The organism is Streptomyces sp. STAM6 (assembly GCF_054963715.1).
Genome location: NZ_JBUEFZ010000003.1, coordinates 109,772 through 130,473 on the forward strand (window position 1 = coordinate 109,772; position 20,702 = coordinate 130,473).

Genomic DNA, 20,702 nt, shown 5'->3' on the forward strand with positions numbered 1-20,702 from the left:
GTACATCACACGGAAACCTTGGTTTCGCGGCCGGGAATGGCGGGAAACAAGCGTGGTTCACCCGCGATCGGGTACGCGACAGCATCGCCACACGCCCGCGATGGCGTGCAAGCCCGACCTCGTCCGGGCATCTCCTGCATATGTCCTCGCAGAAGCAGCCCGTCCGGTTCGAACCCTACGTCAACCGCGCTGCTGGGGGATCCCTGGAAGAGTGACCAGAATCCGGCATCCACGTGCGGATTCGGCCACCCCGATACGGCCGCCGTGCAGATCGACCGCCCAGCGGGCGATCGCCAGCCCCAGTCCCGTGCCGCCGTCGCTGCCCGGCCCGTGCGGCGCCGTGACGCTGCCCCGGTTGAACCGCTCGAAGACCTTGTGCCGTTCGGACTCGGGGATGCCGGGGCCCTCGTCCACGACCTCCAGGTCCAGCGACTCGGGCTGCGGCCCGCGCCTGGCCCGTACGGTGACACGGCCGTGCGGCGGCGAGTGCTTCACCGCGTTGTCGATCAGGTTCGCCACCACCTGGTGCAGCCGCTCCGCGTCCGCGTGCGCGGTCAGCTCCGGCGGCGACACGTCCAGGTGCAGATGGACGTCGGTGCGGGTGTGATTGCCCGAGCCGGAGCTCAGGGCGCGTTGCGCGGCGGCCAGGTTGGCCTCCTTCAGCACGCCGGACAGATAGGGCCACACCTCGAAGCGCCGCGACCGGAGTGGTACGACACCGTTGTCGAGCCGTGACAGATCCAGCAGCGTCTCGACCAGCCGGCCCAGCCGCTCGGTCTGCTTCAGCGCCGTACGCATGGTCTCGGGATCGGCCGCGGAGACCCCGTCCACGACGTTCTCCAGCACCGCCCGCAGCGCCGCGATGGGCGTGCGCAGCTCGTGCGAGACATTGGCCACCAGCTCCTTGCGGTGCTGGTCCACCGCCTCCAGGTCGTCCGCCATGCGGTTGATCGTGGAGGCCAGGTCGCCGAGCTCGTCGCGGCGGCCGGCGCCGCGCACCCGGCGCGTGTAGTCGCCGTGCGAGATCGACTTGGCGACCGTGTTCATCTCGTCCAGCGGCGCGGTCAGGCCGTGCGCCACGAACTGGGTGATCAGCAGCGTGGCGATCACCGAGAACACCGTGATGAAACGGAGCTCGGTCTCCGTGCGCAGGGCCACCATCAGCAGGCCGGTCGTGATGAAGACCGAGACGACGACGAGTGAACCCAGTTTGGTCTTGATCGAGATCGAGACGGAGCGCAGCCGGGACCGGAGCGAACTCATGGCGCGGGCGTCTCCAGCGCGTAGCCGACGCCGTGGACCGTGCGGATGCGCTCGGCGCCGATCTTCCGGCGCAGCGCCTTGATGTGGCTGTCCACCGTGCGGGTGCCCGAGGCGTCCGCCCAGTCCCACACCTCGGCGAGCAGCTGCTCGCGCGAGAGGACGGCGCGCGGTGTGTTGGCCAGGCAGACCAGCAGGTCGAACTCGGTCGGGGTGAGGTGCACGTCCTCGCCGCGCACCCGGACCCGGCGCTGGGCGTGGTCGATCTCCAGCTCGCCCAGGCGCAGGATGCCGCTGCGCGGCGTCACCGCGGCCAGCGCGGCCCGCTCCACCCGGCGCAGCAGTACGTGCACCCGGGCGGCCAGCTCGCGCATCGAGAACGGCTTGGTCATGTAGTCGTCCGCGCCGACCCCGAGCCCGACCAGCATGTCGGTCTCGTCGTCCCGTGCGGTCAGCATCAGCACCGGTACCGGACGCTGCGCCTGTACCCGTCGGCACACCTCCAGGCCGTCGAAGCCCGGCAGCATGACGTCGAGGACCATCAGGTCCGGCTGCCAGGCCTCCGCCGCGTCGACGGCCGCCGGGCCGTCGGTCGCCGTCTGCACCAGGAAGCCCTCGGCCCGCAGCCGGGCGGAGATGGCATCGACGATCGTGTTGTCGTCCTCGACGACCAGCACTCGGCGCTGAGCACCAGGCGCGACCGTGGTGCCGGTGTGGGTGGTGTGTGTCTGCTCCATCGCCCCGCCCCTGTCGCGCCGTGCGCGAACCGCGTGTAGATCCGTGTGTTCGGTCAGCAGCGTAAAGGCACCGACCGGGTCCCGGCTACGCAGGGCGAACGGCGAGGTGGACCACGTCCGGTACGCCCCGGGCAACCGGGACCTCTTCGGTTCTTACCCCGGTGAATCCGGCATTCCGCAATGACTCTTCGAAATCGGCGGAGGGCTGGGCGGACCACACGGCGAGAATCCCGCCGGGGTGCAGCCGGGCCGCGCAGGCGGCCAGACCGGCCGGTGAGTAGAGGCTGTCGTTGTCCTCGGTGACGGTCCAGTCGGGGCCGTTGTCGATGTCCAGGCACAGGGCGTCGTACCGGTCGGGCGACGTGTGGACGTAGGACACGAGGTCGGCGTGGATCAGGACCGTGCGCGGGTCGGCGAGCGCAGTGCCGGAGATCGCGGCGAGCGGTCCCTCCCGGTGCCAGTCGATGATGGCCTGTTCGCGCTCGACCACGGCGATGCGGCCCCAGTGGGGGCCGGCCGCGGCGTGCGCGAGCGAGAAGCCCACCCCGAGGCCGCCGATGAGGACGGCGGGCCCCTCGCCCGCCGCGGCGCCTCCGGGACGGGCCCCCAGCGCGTCCCGGGCGGCGTCGACGAGCAGCCGTTCCGAACGGCCGTCGGAAGTGTCCATCAGGAAGGTGCCGTTGGCGATGATCTCGAAGTCGTCGCCGCGCTGCCGCAGCACCACTTCGCCGTACGGTCCTTCACGTCGGTCGAGCGTCTGAGCCATGATCCTCAGCCTACTGAGACGGCCCCGGTGGGCGGGCCGGTTTCGCGACGCCCCGGCCGCGGCGAAGGTTGTGCGGTGTGATCCAGATCATGGGCGCCCGCGTTGGTGATCGCACGGATGATCGCGTTGAGTGGGGGCAGGGTGGACCGGGGGGTTCGTCGAACGAAGGGGCCTCGCGGTGCATCAGCTGCGAACGCGCGAGAGGCGTGAGACAGGCGGGACGCGCGGCGTGGTGCGCGACGGCGCGGCGCTGTTGAACGCCGTGCCGCGCCAGCGGACCGCCGCGGCCGCGCCCCCCGCGGGGCCGCCCGTCCCGGGGTGCGCCCCCGCTCCCGCCGGGGCGTGGTGGCGCACGGCCGTCCGGCTGCTTCCCGGCCCCATCGGTACGCCGTTCACCTTCTGCTACACGCTCCTGCTGATCGCCTCGTCGCTCTTCGCGGAGTTCGGCGACCCCGAAACCGTCTCCGCCCTGCTGCGGGCCTCCAGCACGGACGTCGCCCATCTGTCCCGGACCCCGCTGCTGGTGCTGGCCGCCAGTGCCCTGTGGGTGGCGGGCGGGCTGCTGTCGCCGTACGCCGTGGCGTTCGTGTTCGTCCTGACCGCGCTGGAGCGGCGCATCGGGGCGTGGCGCGCGGCCGCCGTCTTCCTGGTGGGGCACGTGGTGGCCACGTTGGCCACCGAGATCCCGGTCGCCCTGTCCGTCCTGGCCGGCCACCTGCCCGGCAGCTCGCTGCACCGCCTGGACTACGGCATCAGCTTCGGGCTGATGGCGAGCGTCGGTGCGCTGGCCGGGCTGCTCACCCCGGTGGTGCGGGCCGTCGTGCTGGCGTGGGTGTCGGTGCTGCTCCTCCACGACCTGCTGGCCTTCGAGGACCCGCTCACCAACTGGGGACATCCGCTGGCCCTGCTGATCGGCATCGCCGGCTGGCCGCTGGTGCGGCGGGCGGCACCCATGCCCACCTAGGGCGCTTCTTCTCGATCGGGCCGGGCGTTCCGCACGATCCCGGTCAGCGGGCCCTGGTACCGCCAGCCCAGGGCGCTGTACAGGGCGCGGCCGTCGGTGGTGGCGCTCAGCACTCCGGTCACGGCCCCCGTCTCGGCGCCGGCCGTCTGCAACCGGCGCATGACGAGGCGGCCGAGGCCCCGGCGCCGGTGGCCGGGGTGTGTCTCGATCTGGTCCATCACCGCCGTGGCGCCGGTCGCCGCCATCTGGCCGCGGGCGGCGAGCGTGCCGTCGGCCGCGAGGACGCGCACCCGGAAGACGCCGCCCGTGTCCTCGTCCTCCACGGTGTATCCGGCGGGCGGCGCGGGTGCGGCCGCCGCTCGCAGCTCGGTGAACATCATGAAGCCGGGGTCGTCCGGGACGGTCCAGTCCGGCGTGATCCAGCCGGTGACCTCCCCGGGCTCCGCGAGGACCTTGAGCCAGGCGTTCGGCTCGGTGACGTCCCGGCAGAGCTTGCCCACGGAGATCTCGTCCGGTTCCGGCAGCACGTGCCGGAACACGTGGTGCGGCAGACCGACGTCGATGCGGTGGCCCCAGGGCTCCTCGACGGGCGGGGGCGTGCCGCGGGACACGGCCCATCCCCGGACCCACGCTGCTGTAATGGCTGAACTGTCCATGGGTCTATTACACACGGAGGGCCGTCGTGAAGCCAGGGTTTCGGCGGTCCGGAGTCCTGGCGGTACCGCCCCGATCTGAGAGGGCGTCAAGCCGCCTTCCGTCGCGGGCGGGGCGGTGATCGCTCAGAGCGAACGCGCCCCGGGGAACATCCCGGAGGCGTGAGGCATTGAGTCGGTACAGCTCAACTTCGCTGCCTAAGGGGAGATCATGGCTGCTGAGTCCTCGTCCTACAACGACGTCCTGACCCTGCCCGTGCTGCCGCTCGACGACGAGGTCGTGCTGCCCGGAATGGTGGTGCCGCTGGACCTGTCCGACACGGAGGTACGAGCCGCGGTGGAGGCCGCACAAGCCGCCGCCCGGTCCAGCGGGCCTGGGTCCGGGAAGCCGCGCGTGCTGCTGGTGCCCCGCGTCGACGGCACCTACGCGGGCACCGGTGTCCTCGGCACCGTCGAGCAGGTCGGACGGCTCTCCGACGGTGACCCCGGCGCGCTCATCCGCGGCCGCGGCCGCGTCCGCATCGGCGCGGGCACCACCGGACCGGGCGCCGCCCTGTGGGTCGAGGGCGCCGTGGTCGAGGAGACCCTGCCCGACCCGCTGCCCGGCGCGGTCACCGAACTCGTCAAGGAGTACAAGGCCCTCGCCACCAGTTGGCTGAAGAAGCGCGGCGCCTGGCAGGTCGTCGACCGCGTCCAGCAGATCGACGGCGTCTCCGCCCTGGCCGACAACTCCGGATACTCACCCTTCCTGACGGTGGAACAGAAGGTCGCCCTGCTGGAGACCGAGGACCCGGTCGCCCGGCTCAAGCTCGCCACCGAACAGCTGCGCGAGCACCTCGCCGAGCAGGACGTCGCCGAGTCCATCGCCAAGGACGTCCAGGAGGGCGTCGACAAGCAGCAGCGCGAGTTCCTGCTGCGCCGCCAGCTCGAAGCCGTGCGCAAGGAGCTGCGCGAGCTCAACGGCCAGGCGGACGGGGACGAGTCCGACGACTACCGCAGCCGCGTCGAGGCCGCCGACCTCCCCGGGAAGGTGCGCGACGCCGCCCTCAAGGAGGTCGAGAAGCTGGAGCGGTCCAGTGACCAGAGCCCCGAGGGCTCCTGGATCCGCACCTGGCTCGACACGGTGCTGGAACTCCCCTGGAACGAACGCACCGAGGACAGCTACGACATCCGGGGCGCCAAGGCCGTCCTCGACGCCGAACACGCGGGCCTCGACGACGTGAAGGAACGGATCACCGAGTACCTGGCGGTACGCAAGCGGCGCGCCGACCGCGGAATGGGCGTCGTCGGCGGGCGCCGCGGCGGCGCGGTGCTCGCGCTGGTCGGCCCGCCGGGCGTCGGCAAGACCTCGCTCGGAGAGTCCGTCGCCCACGCCATGGGGCGCAAGTTCGTCCGGGTGGCCCTCGGCGGCGTGCGGGACGAGGCGGAGATCCGCGGCCATCGGCGTACGTACGTCGGCGCGCTGCCCGGCCGTATCGTCCGCGCCGTCAAGGAGGCCGGGTCCATGAACCCGGTCGTCCTGCTCGACGAGATCGACAAGGTCGGCTCCGACTTCCGCGGCGACCCGGCGGCCGCCCTCCTCGAGGTCCTCGACCCGGCGCAGAACCACACCTTCCGCGACCACTACCTGGAGGTCGAACTCGACCTGTCCGACGTGGTCTTCCTCGCCACGGCGAACGTCCTGGAGGCCATCCCCGAGGCGCTGCTCGACCGGATGGAGCTGGTCCGCCTCGACGGATACACCGAGGACGAGAAGGTCGTCATCGCCCGCGACCACCTGCTCCCGCGCCAGTTGGAGCGGGCGGGCCTGGAGAGCGGTGAAGTGACCCTCGACGAGCCGGCCCTGCGCAAGCTCGCGGGGGAGTACACCCGGGAGGCGGGCGTACGGAACCTGGAGCGGTCGATCGCCCGGCTGCTGCGGAAGGTCGCCGCCCAGCACGAACTGGGCGAGCGAGAGTTCCCGCTCACCGTCACGGACGGCGATCTGCGCGAGCTGATCGGCCGCCCGCACCATGTGCCCGAGTCCGCGCAGGACCCGGCCGAGCGGCGCACGGCCGTACCGGGCGTGGCCACCGGACTCGCGGTCACCGGCGCGGGCGGCGACGTCCTGTTCGTCGAGGCGTCGCTGGCCGACCCCGAGACGGGCGCGGCGGGCCTCACCCTGACCGGCCAGCTCGGGGACGTGATGAAGGAGTCCGCGCAGATCGCGCTGAGCTTCCTGCGCTCGCACGGTGCCGAACTGGAGCTCCCGGTCACCGGACTGAAGGACCGGGGCGTGCACATCCACTTCCCGGCGGGCGCGGTCCCCAAGGACGGCCCGAGCGCCGGCATCACCATGACGACGGCGCTCGCGTCGCTGCTCTCCGGGCGACCGGTCCGGACGGGAGTCGCCATGACCGGTGAGGTGTCGCTGACCGGACGTGTCCTGCCGATCGGCGGCGTGAAGCAGAAGCTGCTGGCCGCGCACCGGGCCGGCATCACGACCGTGATCATCCCCAAGAGGAACGAGGCGGACCTGGACGACGTCCCCGCCGAGATCCTCGACAAGCTGGAGGTCCACCCCGTGACGGACGTCCGGCAGGTGCTGGAGCTGGCGCTGTCCCCCGCCAGGTCGGCGTTGCCCCTGGCAGCCTGACCCGCCCCGCGCGCCCCGCCCGGCCAGGGGCGACCCCGAGAGGGACGTCCCGGGCGCGCACGGCCGCGCCGAGAGCCGCGGGCTCGCCCACCGCGCACCGCCCGGGGCTGACCGCGACGAGCGGTGCCCGCCGGTGGCCACGGGGGCACCGCTCGCCGGGGCACCGTGCGACCGGCGACCGGCGACCGGCGACCGGCCACCGGCGACCGGCCACCGGGCCTCGGCTACCGGGCCTCGGCTACCGGGCCTCGGCCACCGGGCCTCCGCCCAGGGCGCCACCGGCGCACGGAACCCCCCCCGCGGTGCTGCCCGCCGCGGGGGGTTCCGGGCGTGACCGGTCAGGGCTTCTCCGCCACCGCGCGGTCGTACAGCGCCCGCGCCTTCGCGTCGAAGAGCACCGCCGTGGACTCGGTGTCCGTGTCACCGCCGCTCAGGACGCCGATCATCCGGCCCGGGTGCGCCGGGTCGCGGTAGTCGGCCAGCCACGGGCTGCCGCTGGTGCCGTCCCAGAACCCGGCGCACTCGATGCGCACCATCGCGGCGGGCTGGTCGGCGTCGTGGCGGGCGTCGGTCGTGCAGGTGATGGGGCGGTTGTCCGGGTTGTGCTCCGGGTTGGGGTAACCCACCACCGTCACCCGGCGCTGCGGCCGTGACGCCCAGTCGGGCGTCGCCGCCCCCACGACGTCCTGCACATCGCGCCCCTTGGCGTCGGGTTCCAGGGTCAGGAACGCGAAGTCGGCCGACTCGTCCCCGTTCTTGCGCCACCTGTCGTCGACCTGGATGGCGGCGACCTTCCACGTCCCGTACGGGGCGGAGCCCTTGCCGGCGCCCCGGAAGGCGGGTGCGAAGGCGATGCCTTCCGCGTACGTCCCGTACTCGAAGACACAGTGCGCGGCGGTGGCCACGATGTTGCGGCCCGGGCTGTCGACGACGCTCGCCGTGCACCAGTGCTCCTCACCGTCCAGCAGCACGCCGACCGACTTCAGCCCGGCGGACGGCACGGCCGAGCGCTGCGGTGAGGGCGCGGCGGCGGGCGGTCTCGCGGCCGCGGTGCCGGCGTCCGCGTCCCCGGCAGGGCGCGGAGCCGAGTGCGAGGTCGCGGCGCACCCGCAGGCGGCGGTCATGACGGTGGCTGCGACAACGGTCCACAGCGACGGCCTCTTCCAGTGCATGCGCCCCATCCTTGCCGATCAGAGCGTTCTCCGGGAGTACGGTCAGGGCTCCAGCCAGCCCCGCAGGGTGGCCTGCGCCCCCGCCTGGAACCGGGTCCGCGCGTCCAGCGACTCCAGCAGCCGGCTGATCCGCCGCCGCGCGGTGTGCACATGGACGCCCAGCCGGCGGGCGATGGCCTCGTCCTTGAGCCCGGCGGCCAGCAGTGCCAGCAACTCCCGCTGCTGACCCGGCGGCGCCGCACCCCCGCCGGTGCCCAGCGGGGTGGCCCGCTCCCACGCGGTCTCGAACAGCGGCACCAGCGCGGAGCGCAGCGGGCCGTCTCCGATCACCAGCGCGGCCGCCTCCGGATCGGCGGCGTCGGCCGGCGGCACCAGCGTGACCCGGCGGTCCACCACGGTCAGCCGGGTGGGCACGGCGGCGGCCAGCCGCAGCCGCAGTCCCCGTTCCGCCAGGGCGGCCAGCGCCCGCGCCCGGCCGGGCTGTGCGAGGCCCGCCCGGTCGAGCACCGCCCGCACCCGGACACCGCGGGCCAGCAGCGACTCGACGCCGAGGCCGGCGGGCAGGGACCGGTCGAGGACCAGCACCTCCCGCGCGGCGGCCGCGAGGAGCCGGCCGGCCCGCTCGCCGATCGCCCGCCGGCCGGTCACCACCTCCACGCCGCCGGTGGCGGCCGCGTCCGGCGGCAGCCGGCCCGCCAGCCGGTCGGCGGTCATCCGTAATCGCTCCAGCTCGGCCGAGCGCAGGTGCAGTTCCGCCTGGCGACGGTGGATGAGCGTGCGGATGGCGGCCGCGGGGGCCGCGGGCTGCGGCAGGCCGTCCTCGTGGGGCGGGTCGGTCCGCCGTGCGAAGCCGTGCTCCACGAGCCGGTCGAGCGCGGTGTCGAGCCGCGCCCGCTCCAGCCCCAGCTGGCGGGCCAGTTCGTCCGGCCCGTCCGCCCGTTCCCCCAGCAGTGCCTCGTACGCCCGCTGCTCGACTTCGCCCAGGCCAAGAGTGGTCAGTTCCCCCTGGATCATGCACCGGATTCTCACGCCGCCCTCACGGGACCCACAAGTGTGCGTGTCCACTTCTCAACACCCCTGTCTCATTGCCGCCCTGACGTCCCAGCACTTGCAATGGCCATGACCACCTGTACGGCTGACCAGCACGTGGGAGGGGTACGTACTGTGCGCGAACGCAAGCCACACGCGGCGAGAGCCGGCATACGGACCGGGGCGTCGGGAGCGGCACTGCTCGCCGCCGCGGGCCTTCTGATCACCGCGGTTCCGGCCCTGGCGGCGACCCCGCCGGCCGCCGCACCGCCGGCCGACGTCGTTCCGGGAGCGCGGACCGAGACCCCCGCCCTGGTGGACGGGATCCGCGAGGCGGTGGACGCGAAGGCGAGCCCCGCGGACGCCGCCCGCGGCCATCTCGCCGCCAGGGAGGGCCGCTACAAGATCGCCGAGCCGGGGCGTGATCTCGCCCCCGTACAGACCCTGAAGCGCGGCGGGGAGGAGACCGTACGGCTGCAGCAGAAGCACCGGGGCGTGCCGGTGCTCGGCGGCCAGTACCTGGTGCGGATGGAGACCGAACGCGGCAAGCGGGTCGTCACCGGTACCTCCGGCAAGTACTTCACGGGTCTCGACACCGGCACCGAGCCGTCCGTCGCCCAGGACGTCGCGGTACGCCGCGCGGTCACCGCGACCCTGGAACGGGTGGGCGGCCACCGGCTCGGCAAGGCCGCGCCCTCCCGCACCCAGCCGCTGAGCGGAACGGCCCGCGGGCTGGTGGTGATCCCGAGCGGCGAGGGCGTCCTCGCGTACCACGTGACCGTACGGGGCACGAACCCGGCGACCGGCGCGCCGGTGCTCCAGCAGGTCTACGTCGACGCGCGGGCCGGCTACCCGCTCCTGCAGTACAGCGGCATCAAGACCGTCGCCCCGCCGAGGACGGCGGGCGGCGCCGCTCCGGCCGGCGCCCGGGCCGCCGACGACCCGGGCGCCCCGCACCCCGGCTCCGCCGGCAGCGGCACACTGCTGAACGGAACCAAGGTCGACCTCAACGTGTACAAGAAGGGCGACCGGTACCTGCTGTCCGACCACGCGCGGATGGCGGACAGCACCAAGAACCCGCTCACCACCTGGGACGGGCGCGGCAAGGACGTGAACGACGTCGCGGGCACCTGGCCGTCCGGGCTGGGGGAGTTCGGCTCCGCCACCGCCGAGTTCGGCAAGGACGCCACCGACGCGGGCGCCGTCGACGCCCACTGGGCCGCCGGGCAGGTCTACGACTACTACCGGACGCAGCACGCCCGCAACGGCCTCGACGGCCGCGGCACGGCCGTCAACTCCGTGGTGGGGGTCACCGACTTCGGCCAGCCGTACGTCAACGCCTTCTGGGACGGATCCAAGATGGTGTACGGCTCCGGCGACGACACCTACCGGCCGCTCTCCGCCGACCTGGACGTCGTGGGCCACGAGATGACCCACGGCGTCGTCGAGAACACGGCGAACCTCGTGTACGCCGGCCAGTCCGGTGCCCTCAACGAGGCCATCGCCGACTACTTCGGCAACGCCATCGACGTCACCCGGTCCGGCCTGACCATGGACCACCCGGACGCCGGCCTGATCGGCGAGGACCTCTGCCGCGCCGGCACGCCCCGCGCGTGTGCCCTGCGCGACCTCGACGACGGCGCCACCACGTCGAAGAACTTCCTCGGTGTGGCCTTCGGCACCGACAACGGCGGCGTCCACCTCAACTCCACCATCTTCTCCGGCGCCCTGTGGGACATGCGCCGGGACCTTGGCGGCGAGCTCGCCGACCGGATCGTGTACAAGGCCCTGACCGAGTACATGACGCCGCTCGACGGCTTCACCGACGCCCGCAACGCGGTCCTCGCGGCGGCCAAGGACCTGGGCGCCACGACCCGGGAGCTGAACACCACCAAGCGCTCCTTCAACGCCCACGGCGTCGTCCCCGGCTGGGAGCAGGCGCTGGGCGTCGACACGGACGAGTTGTTCGGCAGGCTTAACATCGCCGGCACCGGTGTCCAGGCCGGCGGCGGCTGGTGGGTCACGTCCAAGTCGAACGACGAGGGCTCCGAGCCGTACTCCGTCTACGCGGGACGGGCGGACGGCGCGGGCACCCCCAAGCTGATCAGCCCCAACGACGGCCGCTACCACGTCTACCCGGCGACCGACGGCAGGACCGTCGTCTGGGCGGCGTACAGCGCGACCTCCGTCGACCTGCTGTCGCGTCCGCTCTCCGGCGGGCCCATCAAGAAGCTGTACAGCGCCGCGACGGACGTGGCCGGCGTGCGCATCGACGACGGGGTGACCGTCTTCGAGACGGGCGACATCCTCGGCGGGCGCCATGTCGGCTTCCTCCGCCCCGGTGACCGGGAGCCCACGTTCGTCGACGGCGGGCGCTACGAGCTGGCCACCGGGCTGGCCTCGGTGTCCGACGGCAGGATCGCCTACGCCAAGCTGTACCCGGCGCCGGAGGAGTACCGGCTCGGTGTCGAGATCTACGACCTGAAGACGAACCGGACGACGCTCACCGAGCAGCTCGGCGAGCCGTGGGGCATCGGCCAGACCGGCATCAACGGCAGCAACGTCTTCTGGCTGACCGACGAGAACCTCGCCGACGACGGGCAGATGGGCATCCGCCGCGCGAACCTCGACGGGACCTCGGCCTTCGACATCAGTTCCGAGGCCAAGCCCGGCGCCCTGCGTTCCCTCGACCTGACGGTCTCGGAGACGGCGGTCACGGTCGCCGCCGCCACCCCTTCCGCGACCCTCACGAACGAGTCGCTGCCGAAGCTGTGGCAGCTGACCACCGACGGCTCCCGCAAGGAGCGGGTCTCCTGCAACCGCGGCGAACAGATCTCCCCCGCCGCGGTGACGGGCGCCCAGGTCGTCTGGATCGACGCCACGACGGGCTGGACCAACCTGGTCACCCGGTCCCGCCCGGCAGGCCGGTGCGGCTGACCGCACGGTCCGTGACGAGGACCCCCGGCGCCGGTGCGCCGGGGGTCCTCCCCTTCCGTCCGCGCCTCAGCCGTTGGCGAGGGCCTGCAGCCGGTCCTGCGCGCCGTTGAACCTGTTGTGGTCGCCGACGATCGGGCCGGAGGACGTGTACTGCCACATCGTGTAGTAGCCCCAGCCGGCGGGGAGCTCGCCCACGGTCGTGTGGTAGCGGGCCACCCAGAGCGGGCTGGAGGCCCCGAAGCCGCCGTAGTTGCCCGTGCACTGCTTCCACCAGCTGGTGGCGGTGTAGATCACCGCGTCACGGCCGGTGCGGTACCTGTAGCGGTTCAGGAAGTCGCGGATCCAGCTCACCATCGCGGACTGGCTCTTGCCGTAGCAGGCCGGACCGTACGGGTTCCACTCGATGTCCAGGGCGCCCGGCAGGGTCCTTCCGTCGCGGGACCAGCCGCCGCCGTTGCCGACGAAGTAGTCGGCCTGGGCGGTGCCCGTCGTGGTGTCGGGGGTGGCGAAGTGGTAGGCGCCGCGGATCATGCCGATGTTGTAGGAGCCGTTGTACTGCTGCGCGAAGTAGGGGTTCCGGTAGTACGTCCCCTCGGTGGCCTTCACATAGGCCCACTTCACACCGCTGGTCCACAGGGCGGACCAGTTCACGTTGCCCTGGTGGCTGGAGACGTCCACGCCCTCGGTCTGGACGGCTCGGGAGTCCGGCGGGAGGCCGCCCACTCCGTCGTGGGCGGCGACGCCCATACCCATGTGGGCGGTGCCCCGGGCGGGCTTGTCGGCGGCGGTCGCCGCGCCCGGGAGGGAGAGGACGAGGACCAGGACCGCGAGGAGGGCCGCGGCCGTGGCGGGGAATCTTCTGAGACGGGTCGTTCCGGATCTGTGCACGGTCATTGCGTGCCTCCGAAAGGCCTCGGTGGGGGTGGGGAGGACGACACGCCCCGGGTAATGGTGTGGACATGTCATAAGAACGCTACGCACGTAGACCCGCGCCACGGAAGGGGGTCGGAGTGGCGCCGTTGGTCTACGCCTGCGAAATACTGTGCCGAGCTGCGGCAATGGCGGCGCGGGAAAGAAACTTTCAGCGATCGGAAAGCGCGCGAGGGGTGCTGACGTGCACGGAAGCGGTACGGGGAGTGGCCCGGAGTCCCACGGAAAGAATGGTGTGGACGAGGAATACCTCGCCCTGGAAAGGGAATTGGCGGTCTTTCTGCGCCGCGCCCGCGCGTCGTCCGGTGAAATGGCCCGCGAAGTCCACCCCGAGCTGGAACCCGCCGCCTACGGCCTCCTCGTCCGGCTGGACGAGGCGGGCAGCCAGCGGGCCACCGACCTGGCCGGGTACTTCGGCGTCGGCAAGGCGACCATGAGCCGGCAACTGCGCGCCCTGGAGGTGCTCGGCCTGGTCGTCCGGGACCCCGACCCCGCCGACGGCCGGGCCTCGCTCGTGCGCCTCACCGAGGAGGGCCGCGACCGCTTCCGCCGCGTACGCGACGCCCGCCGCGCCCGCTACGTCCGCAAGCTCGCCGGCTGGGACCGTGCCGAGGTCGCCGAGCTCGCCCGGCTGCTGCACCAGCTCAACACCCGGGCGGAGGCCTGACGGCGCCCCTCAGACGAGCCGGAGCTCGGCGAACACCGCGGTCGCGTCGTCATGGACCTTGCCCCGGCGGGGCCGGGCGCGCGCGGTGTTCGCCGCCTCCGCCGCCTCCAGCTCACGGACCCGCGCGATCAGGCCACGCGGCCCCTCCTTGCGCAGCACCCGGAACAGGTCGGTCCAGTCGCCCGCCCCGAACGTCTCCGTCCATCGCGCCGCCCCGTCCGTCAGTGCCGCCAGCGCCCGGACGGCGGTCAGCGGGACACGGCCCGTCACGGCGAGGGCGGCCACCGAGGGGTCGGCCGCGGCCGTGAAGAAGCCCCCCTCCTTGTTCCGCACGGTCGCGTCGGCGATCTCCGCGCTCACCAGGGAACCCGGCGGCAGCCGGACCAGCCGGTCGTCCAGGACCGCCCGTACCGTCCCGTCCGGCGACTCCAGCAGCAGCGTCGAGTCGGACAGGACCAGATACTCCACCGCCTCGGCGCCCCAGCGCGCCATGACCACCGTCGCCTGAGGCGTTCGTACGTGAGAAAGGTCACACGTGTTCCGGTGGGCCCCCGCGGTGCGCCGGATTGCCTCCGCCAGGATCTCAGCCAGTGTCAGATCCGCCCGCGAACCGGACAGTTCGGTCAGCGCCCCGCCGAGCCGGGCGGTGAACCACGGCACGCCGTGCACACAACCGTCGTCACCCTCCGGTGGTGTCACCCCGTCCAGGAGCACCACCACTCCGCCCCGGCCCGACGCTGGAAGAGCCACGGAAGACCAGTCCTCGTTGGGGCGTTCGGGGCTGCCCGGCACGGAAGCGATCTCGGTCTGCATCACCCCAGTCTGCATGACTCCTTCACACCGTGGACAACAGGCTGAAATTGGCCTGTACCACCAGGTCAGAGTATGCGCAGGGGTCGGAATCGGAGGCTCCGAGAAGATGCGGGCGCGCATCCTGCCAAAGCCCGCCCGGAAGTTCCAACCCGCACCCCCGGCGGCACCGGTCCCACGCACCCACGGGAGTTGTTCGCCAACTCAGGAGTGTTGTTCACTCGTTCGGGTGGCGGAGTGGCCGACGCGAGTCCCGTTCGAGAAAAGCGCTGGAATGGTCGGAGGCCGTACCAGGGGTGGGAGCGCTTTCTCGAATGACCGGTCGTCACCCCTGCTTCATGGGCGGACGAGTTCAAGAATGTGAGCACCGGTGCAGAAGCGCAGTGACACTCCCGGCGACCCCCAGGCCCCGGGCGGCCGCAGCGTACGCGTACGCAGCCGGCTCGTCGCCGGTGTGGCGCTCGTCGGCATCACCGTCGTCGGAGCCGGCACCCCCGCCGTCCTCGCCGCGTCCGGCGACCTGACGGACTCCCAGCGGCTCGTCACCCTCGCCCAGCTCAACCGGCAGGCGGTCACCCTCGCCCACTCCCTCGCCGACGAGCGCGACGAGGTCACCGCGTACGTCGCGGGCGGCCGGGACGACAAGAAGGACGGACCCGGCGGCAACGCCAAGGGCGGCGAGGGCGCCGCCACGTCCGACGGCAGCCGCAGCGCCCGCGTCGACCGGCAGATAGACGAGATCCACGGCGCCGCGCCCGACGAACTGCGCCGCGAGCTCGCCACCGTGCCCGCCATCCGGCGCGCCGCCCTCACCGGCAAGGGCTCCGCCCTGGAGGCCCACCGCGCCTACACCGCCGTCATCGCCAAGCTCCAGGCCCTCGCCGCCGAACTCGCCGACCGGACACCCGCCCGCGCGGAGCTCACCGGCACCCGCGCCCCCGCCGAACTCGGACAGGCGGTCGAACAGGCCTCCGCCACCCGCGGCCTGCTCCTCGGTGCCCTCGCCGTACCCGGCAGGAAGAGCACCGGCACCGTCTTCGACCCGATCACCGGCCGGTACGTCGAGCAGGAGGACCCGGCGGGCGACGAGGCCGACCGCAATCGCGGCGCCCTCAGCGCCGCCGCCCAGCAGGCTCGCGTCCGCGAGCAGGCCGCCCTCGCCGACTTCGACCAGGCCGCCGACCCCGAGGCCCGCGACTCCCTCGCCGGCACCGTCACCGGCCCCGAGGTCAAGAGCGCCGAGGCCTACCTCGCCCGCCTCACCGACCAGCCCGAACTGTCCAAGGCGGAGCGCGGGACCGACCGGGAGAAGCTGGACGCCGCGCTCACCGCCCGGATCGAGCAGATGCGCGGTGTCGAATCCGCGCTCGCCACCGGCCGGGTCGAGCACATGGAGCGGCTGCGCGACGACGACGTCACCGCGCTGGAGCTCCGCATCGCCCTGCTCGGCGGCTGCCTGCTCATCGCCGTCGGCGTCTCCACCGCCGTCGCCCGCACCCTGACCCGCCCGCTCGCCGTGCTGCGCATCGGCGCCGCGCGCGTCGCCGGCGCCCCGGAAATCGAGGAGCCGGTCCGCTTCACCGGCCGCAACGACGAGTTCGCCCAGGTCGTACGGTCCCTCAACACCCTGCACGGCAAGCTGCTCGACCTCGGTGCCCGCGCCGAGAAGCTCGACGGCGACCGCGCCGACCTGACCGGCGCCCGCGAGGCCCTCGCCGCCGAGCTGGCCGGGCAGCGCGCCGAACTGCGCGAGCGGACCGCCGAGGTCACCGCCGAGCTGGAGCGGCTGCGCCACACCGTCCACCACACCTTCGTCAACCTCTCCCTCCGCACGCTCGGTCTCGTCGAGCGGCAGCTCGGCGTCATCGAGAAGATGGAGGAGCGCGAGCAGGACCCCGAGCGGCTCTCCACCCTCTTCAAGCTCGACCACATGGCCACGGTCATGCGCCGGCACAGCGAGAACCTGCTGATCCTGGCCGGTCACGAGCACAGCCACGCCCACCACGGACCGGTGCCGCTGGTGGACGTCCTGCGCGCCGCCGTCAGCGAGATCGAGCGGTACGAGCGGGTCACCATCCAGTCGCTGCCCCCGCACGCGCACGTCGCCGGGTTCGCCGCGGACGACCTCAGCCATCTGCTGGCCGAGCTGCTGGAGAACGCCACCTCCTTCTCCCCGCCGGACGCGCAGGTCCAGCTCTCCGGCTGGCTGCTGGAGAGCGGTGAGGTCATGCTGTCCGTCCAGGACGAGGGCATCGGCATCACCGAGGGCCGGCTGGCCGAGCTCAACACCCGGCTCGCCGACCCCGACCCGGCCACCGACGACGACCAGGAGGGCGAGGGGCTCGGCATCCGGGTCGCCGCGCTGCTGGCCGCCCGGCACGGCGTCAGGGTCCAGCTGCGCGACCAGAAGCAGGGCGGAGTGGCCGCGGTCGTCGTCCTCCCGACCGCCCTGCTCCCCGAGGCGCCGGCGAACGCCGTGCCGCCGTCCGTCACGGTCGGGGCCACCGTGCCCACCCTGAACCTGCCCGGCTCGGTCGCCGAGGCCAACTCCAACACGCTGCCGGGCAGCCGCACCCGGGACGCCGGTGACCCTCTGGCGGGCGCGCAGGCCGCCCCCGGGGACGCCGAGCCGGAGGAAGCTTCAGAGGAAGCGTCCGAGGAGGCGGTGCCCGGGGACGCCGCGTCCGATCCGGTCGTGGACGCGCCGGACGCGACCGAGGCGCCGGACGCCACCGAGGCGCTGGACGCCACCGACACGACCGACGAGGACGAACCGGCCGCTCCGGCAGCCGATGAGCGGGCGCCGGGAGAGGACAACCCCGAGACGACCCTGCAGGTGCGCGTGGTGAGCCCGGCCCCGGAGCCCGGTGCGGTCGGCCAGGGCGAGCAGGAGCCCGAGCCGGAGCCCGAGCACCACGCGCTCCCGCACCAGGAGACCGCCCCCGGACCGGACGCCCAGCCCGCCCGGGAAGAGGCCCCGGCCGGGGACTCCGGACCCGAGGCCGCGGACACCCCGCAGGGCGACGGGTCCGGCCCCTACGCGATCGGACCCGACGCCCACGACCGGCCCGGGGACGGCGAGGCCGCCGGCGGTGAGCCCCGCGAGCCCGAGTCGGAACGCGTCACCGACAAGGGGCTGCCCAAGCGGACGCCCAAGGTCGTGCAGTCCGGCGCCCCGCGCGCGGAGCGCACGGGCGGGGTCGACGCGAGCGAGCTGCGCCGTCGGCTGGGCGGGTTCCACCAGGGCGCCAAGGACGGCCGCCGCGACGCCGAGGCGGAGATCGCGGAAACGACCCGGCAGATGGAAGCAGTACCGACCGAAGAGACGGGGGAGACAGTCGAGGAGGCACGCAGTTGACTGCGACGACCGGCACATTCGGACTCAGTAGCGAGGCCAGAAATCTCCACTGGCTGCTCGGCAACCTCGTCGAGGAGGTGCCAGGGGTCCGTTCCGTCGCCGTCGTCTCGTCCGACGGGCTGATGCTGCTGTCCTCGGACCCGGACGGGCACACCGCCCCCTCCACCCCCGGCCGCCCCGACGGCCCCCGGGGCTCCAGCGCGGATCTCGCCACCATCGTCTCGGGCATCGGCAGCCTCACCATCGGCGCCGCCAGGCTCATGGACGGCGGCGGCGTCAAGCAGACCATGGTCGCCATGGACGAGGGCAGCGTCTTCGTGATGTCCATCAGCGACGGCTCCCTGCTCGGCGTCCACGCCACCCCCGACTGCGACATGAGCGTGGTCGCCTACCACATGGCGCTCTTCGTCGGCCGCGCCGGACACGTCCTCACCCCCGAACTCCGCAGCGAGCTGCGCAAGTCGATGGAGAGTGCCCAGTGACGTCGATCTCCGCCTCCGCCGCCGGCATGAACGCCAAGCTGCCCGTACGCGGGGAAGGGCGTCGCCCCGCCCGCGTCCGCCCGTACTCGCTCACCGGCGGTCGCACCCGCTTCGGCCACGTCCTCCTCGTCGAGACGTTCGTCGCCGCGCTCGAAGCACCGGAAGACCGCAGGGAACTCACCACGGGCGGCGCCCTCGCGCGCGTCATGCCCGAGATGCGGGCCATCGTCGAGGTCTGCCGCCGGATGCGGACGGTCGCCGAGATCTCCGCACTGCTCCGGATTCCGCTGGGAGTCGTCCGGGTGCTTCTCAGCGATCTGGCCGACCAGGGAAGGATCCGTGTGTACGGGACCGGCCACGGCGAGGGCCGACCCGACCGCGCACTGCTCGAAAGGGTGCTCAGTGGGCTCCGCCGTCTCTGACGTCCCGCACCTCTCCGACGTCCCGGAGGAGGGGCTGCAGGCCTGGCAGCTCGACCACAGCCGGGCCCCCGTCGCCACCAAGGTCGTCGTGGCCGGCGGCTTCGGGGTCGGGAAGACGACGTTCGTCCGGGCGGTCTCCGAGATCACACCGCTGCAGACGGAAGCGCTGATGACGCGGGCGAGCGAGGAGACCGACGACCTCACCGCGACACCCGGGAAGCTCACCACCACCGTCGCGATGGACTTCGGCCGCATCACCCTCGACGACGAACTGGTGCTGTACGTCTTCGGCACGCCCGGCCAGCAGCGCTTCTGGTTCATGTGGGACGACCTGGTGCGCGGCGCGATCGGCGCCGTGGTGATGGCGGACACGCGCCGGCTGACCGACTGCTTCCCCGCCCTCGACTACTTCGAGAGCTGCGGCCTGCCGTACATCGTGGCCGTGAACCACTTCGAGGGCACCGAACTGTTCGACGCCGAGGACGTCCGCGAGGCGCTCACGGTGCCGAAGGACGTACCGGTCGTCGTCATGGACGCCCGCAGCCGGATCACCGTCATCGAGTCGCTTCTGGCACTCGTCGCCCGGGCCCTCGAAGCCACTCCCGAGTAAGGAAAGAACCCGATGCGGAAGATACTCGTCGTCGGAGCCGGCCAGTCCGGGCTCCAGCTCGCCCTCGGCCTCCAGACGCGGGGCTACGAGGTCACCCTGATGTCCAACCGCACGGCGGACGAGATCCGGACCGGCCGGGTCATGTCGACCCAGTGCATGTTCCACACCGCCCTGCAGCACGAGCGGGACCTCGGCATCAATTTCTGGGAGTCCCAGGCCCCCCGCATCGAGGGCCTCGGCGTCTCCGTCGCGGGGCCCGGGTCCGAGCGGGTCGTCGACTGGGTCGGCAGGCTCGACGGCTACGCCCAGTCCGTGGACCAGCGGGTGAAGATGGCCGGCTGGATGGAGACCTTCGCCCAGCGCGGCGGCCAGCTGGTGATCCACGGCGCGGCGGTCTCCGACCTGGACTACTTCTCCCGCACCTACGACCTCGTCCTGGTCTCGGCCGGCAAGGGCGAGCTGGTGTCGATGTTCGGCCGTGACGCGGCCCGCTCGCCCTACGCCGAGCCGCAGCGCGCGCTGGCCGTCTCCTACGTCCACGGGCTCGGCCCGCGCCCCGAGCACCCGGACTACGACGCCGTGCGCTGCAACCTGGTACCGGGCGTCGGTGAACTGTTCGTCATGCCGACGCTCACCACCGGCGGCCGGGCCGACATCCTGTTCTGGGAGGGCGTCCCGGGCGGGCCGCTCGACGTCTTCCAGGGCGTCAGGGACCCGGCGGAGCACCTGGCACTCACCCTGGAGCTGATGGAGAAGTTCACGCCCTGGGAGTACGCGCGGGCGACGAAGGCGGAGCTGACCGACGCCAACGGCACGCTGGCCGGGCGGTACGCCCCGACGGTGCGCAACCCGGTCGGCCGGCTGCCCGGCGGCGGGCTGGTCCTCGGCGTCGCGGACGTCGTCGTCGCCAACGACCCGATCACCGGCCAGGGCTCCAACTCCGCCTCCAAGTGCGCCGCCTCCTACCTGGCCTCCATCGTCGAGCAGGGGGACAAGCCGTTCGACGAGGCGTGGATGCGTCAGACGTTCGACCGCTACTGGGAGACGGCGCGGCACGTCACCAAGTGGACGAACGCCATGCTGGGCGTCCCGCCGGAGCACGTGCTGAACCTGATCGGCGCGGCCGGGCAGCTCCAGCCGGTCGCCGACCGGTTCGCCAACGGCTTCAACGACCCTTCGGACTTCGAGGACTACTTCTACGACCCGGAGAGGACGGCGGCGTACCTGGCGTCGGTCACCCCCGCGTAGCCGAGCGGAGCCCCGGATCCCG

17 protein-coding genes are annotated in these 20,702 nt (G+C 72.7%); 9 read left to right on the forward strand and 8 right to left on the reverse strand.

The window, feature by feature from the left end:
- Nucleotides 1-180: 180 nt before the first annotated feature.
- The 3 genes from ACY34K_RS05315 to ACY34K_RS05325 all read right to left on the reverse strand — a co-directional run bounded on the left by ACY34K_RS05315 (nt 181) and on the right by ACY34K_RS05325 (nt 2,763).
- Entirely contained in the window at nt 181-1,263 is a 1,083-nt protein-coding gene (locus ACY34K_RS05315) for a HAMP domain-containing sensor histidine kinase (protein ID WP_462744223.1), read from the reverse strand.
- Nucleotides 1,260-1,997, reverse strand: a complete 738-nt coding sequence (locus ACY34K_RS05320; protein ID WP_462744225.1) for a response regulator transcription factor — start codon at nt 1,995-1,997, stop codon at nt 1,260-1,262. Before ACY34K_RS05320 ends, ACY34K_RS05315 begins: the two co-directional genes overlap by 4 nt.
- A gap of 85 nt (nt 1,998-2,082) precedes the next feature.
- On the reverse strand, nt 2,083-2,763 hold the full coding sequence (locus tag ACY34K_RS05325) for a spermidine synthase family protein (protein WP_462744227.1): 681 nt from the start codon (nt 2,761-2,763) through the stop codon (nt 2,083-2,085).
- Nucleotides 2,764-2,950: 187 nt separating this feature from the next.
- On the opposite strand from ACY34K_RS05325, the gene ACY34K_RS05330 reads away from it, so the two are divergent.
- On the forward strand, nt 2,951-3,727 hold the full coding sequence (locus ACY34K_RS05330) for a rhomboid-like protein (RefSeq protein ID WP_462744772.1): 777 nt from the start codon (nt 2,951-2,953) through the stop codon (nt 3,725-3,727).
- On the opposite strand, the gene ACY34K_RS05335 is transcribed toward ACY34K_RS05330, so the two are convergent.
- Nucleotides 3,724-4,383: a GNAT family N-acetyltransferase gene (locus ACY34K_RS05335; RefSeq protein ID WP_462744229.1), complete on the reverse strand. Its 660-nt coding sequence runs from the start codon at nt 4,381-4,383 to the stop codon at nt 3,724-3,726. The two genes, ACY34K_RS05330 and ACY34K_RS05335, sit on opposite strands and share 4 nt — an antisense overlap.
- A 208-nt stretch (nt 4,384-4,591) precedes the next feature.
- Between ACY34K_RS05335 and lon the strand changes: the two genes are divergently transcribed.
- A complete protein-coding gene (gene lon / locus ACY34K_RS05340) occupies nt 4,592-7,015 on the forward strand; it encodes an endopeptidase La (RefSeq protein WP_462744231.1) in 2,424 nt (807 codons plus the stop codon).
- 338 nt (nt 7,016-7,353) lie between these two features.
- On the opposite strand, the gene ACY34K_RS05345 is transcribed toward lon, so the two are convergent.
- On the reverse strand, nt 7,354-8,187 hold the full coding sequence (locus ACY34K_RS05345; protein WP_462744233.1) for a trypsin-like serine peptidase: 834 nt from the start codon (nt 8,185-8,187) through the stop codon (nt 7,354-7,356).
- A 42-nt stretch (nt 8,188-8,229) separates the two neighbouring features.
- On the reverse strand, nt 8,230-9,201 hold the full coding sequence (locus ACY34K_RS05350; RefSeq protein ID WP_462744235.1) for a helix-turn-helix domain-containing protein: 972 nt from the start codon (nt 9,199-9,201) through the stop codon (nt 8,230-8,232).
- A gap of 150 nt (nt 9,202-9,351) precedes the next feature.
- Here ACY34K_RS05350 and ACY34K_RS05355 point away from each other — a divergent pair, with 150 nt between their 5' ends.
- On the forward strand, nt 9,352-12,153 hold the full coding sequence (locus tag ACY34K_RS05355) for a M4 family metallopeptidase (protein WP_462744237.1): 2,802 nt from the start codon (nt 9,352-9,354) through the stop codon (nt 12,151-12,153).
- A 66-nt stretch (nt 12,154-12,219) separates the two neighbouring features.
- Here the strand turns inward: ACY34K_RS05355 and ACY34K_RS05360 are convergent, their stop codons facing one another.
- Nucleotides 12,220-13,047 (reverse strand): lysozyme, encoded by an 828-nt coding sequence (locus ACY34K_RS05360; protein ID WP_462744239.1) that lies wholly within the window; start codon nt 13,045-13,047, stop codon nt 12,220-12,222.
- A 220-nt stretch (nt 13,048-13,267) separates the two neighbouring features.
- On the opposite strand from ACY34K_RS05360, the gene ACY34K_RS05365 reads away from it, so the two are divergent.
- Nucleotides 13,268-13,750 (forward strand): MarR family winged helix-turn-helix transcriptional regulator, encoded by a 483-nt coding sequence (locus ACY34K_RS05365; protein WP_462744241.1) that lies wholly within the window; start codon nt 13,268-13,270, stop codon nt 13,748-13,750.
- 9 nt (nt 13,751-13,759) lie between these two features.
- Here the strand turns inward: ACY34K_RS05365 and ACY34K_RS05370 are convergent, their stop codons facing one another.
- The gene (locus tag ACY34K_RS05370) at nt 13,760-14,563 is read right to left on the reverse strand and encodes a hypothetical protein (RefSeq protein ID WP_462744774.1); all 804 of its coding nucleotides are present in this window, start codon (nt 14,561-14,563) and stop codon (nt 13,760-13,762) included.
- Nucleotides 14,564-14,930: 367 nt separating this feature from the next.
- On the opposite strand from ACY34K_RS05370, the gene ACY34K_RS05375 reads away from it, so the two are divergent.
- Genes ACY34K_RS05375 through ACY34K_RS05395 form a run of 5 tightly spaced genes read left to right on the forward strand, consistent with a single transcriptional unit; the run spans nt 14,931 to nt 20,680 of the window.
- Nucleotides 14,931-17,918, forward strand: a complete 2,988-nt coding sequence (locus ACY34K_RS05375; RefSeq protein ID WP_462744243.1) for a sensor histidine kinase — start codon at nt 14,931-14,933, stop codon at nt 17,916-17,918.
- Nucleotides 17,915-18,400 carry a roadblock/LC7 domain-containing protein gene (locus ACY34K_RS05380; protein WP_462744245.1) on the forward strand — a complete coding sequence of 162 codons (486 nt, stop codon included), beginning with the start codon at nt 17,915-17,917 and terminating at the stop codon, nt 18,398-18,400. The genes ACY34K_RS05375 and ACY34K_RS05380 overlap by 4 nt, the downstream gene beginning before the upstream one ends.
- A 26-nt stretch (nt 18,401-18,426) precedes the next feature.
- Nucleotides 18,427-18,822, forward strand: a complete 396-nt coding sequence (locus ACY34K_RS05385) for a DUF742 domain-containing protein (RefSeq protein WP_462744776.1) — start codon at nt 18,427-18,429, stop codon at nt 18,820-18,822.
- Nucleotides 18,803-19,432, forward strand: a complete 630-nt coding sequence (locus ACY34K_RS05390) for a GTP-binding protein (RefSeq protein WP_462744247.1) — start codon at nt 18,803-18,805, stop codon at nt 19,430-19,432. The genes ACY34K_RS05385 and ACY34K_RS05390 overlap by 20 nt, the downstream gene beginning before the upstream one ends.
- A gap of 12 nt (nt 19,433-19,444) precedes the next feature.
- Entirely contained in the window at nt 19,445-20,680 is a 1,236-nt protein-coding gene (locus ACY34K_RS05395) for a styrene monooxygenase/indole monooxygenase family protein (protein ID WP_462744249.1), read from the forward strand.
- Nucleotides 20,681-20,702: the final 22 nt, after the last annotated feature.

Coding starts and splice junctions, on each gene's coding strand:
- ACY34K_RS05315 (WP_462744223.1), bottom strand. CDS start 1,263: ATGAGTTCGCTCCGGTCCCGGCTGCGCTCCGTCTCGATCTCGATCAAG.
- ACY34K_RS05320 (WP_462744225.1), bottom strand. CDS start 1,997: ATGGAGCAGACACACACCACCCACACCGGCACCACGGTCGCGCCTGGT.
- ACY34K_RS05325 (WP_462744227.1), bottom strand. CDS start 2,763: ATGGCTCAGACGCTCGACCGACGTGAAGGACCGTACGGCGAAGTGGTG.
- ACY34K_RS05335 (WP_462744229.1), bottom strand. CDS start 4,383: ATGGACAGTTCAGCCATTACAGCAGCGTGGGTCCGGGGATGGGCCGTG.
- lon (WP_462744231.1), top strand. CDS start 4,592: ATGGCTGCTGAGTCCTCGTCCTACAACGACGTCCTGACCCTGCCCGTG.
- ACY34K_RS05345 (WP_462744233.1), bottom strand. CDS start 8,187: ATGCACTGGAAGAGGCCGTCGCTGTGGACCGTTGTCGCAGCCACCGTC.
- ACY34K_RS05350 (WP_462744235.1), bottom strand. CDS start 9,201: ATGATCCAGGGGGAACTGACCACTCTTGGCCTGGGCGAAGTCGAGCAG.
- ACY34K_RS05360 (WP_462744239.1), bottom strand. CDS start 13,047: ATGACCGTGCACAGATCCGGAACGACCCGTCTCAGAAGATTCCCCGCC.
- ACY34K_RS05370 (WP_462744774.1), bottom strand. CDS start 14,563: ATGCAGACCGAGATCGCTTCCGTGCCGGGCAGCCCCGAACGCCCCAAC.
- ACY34K_RS05385 (WP_462744776.1), top strand. CDS start 18,427: ATGAACGCCAAGCTGCCCGTACGCGGGGAAGGGCGTCGCCCCGCCCGC.
- ACY34K_RS05395 (WP_462744249.1), top strand. CDS start 19,445: ATGCGGAAGATACTCGTCGTCGGAGCCGGCCAGTCCGGGCTCCAGCTC.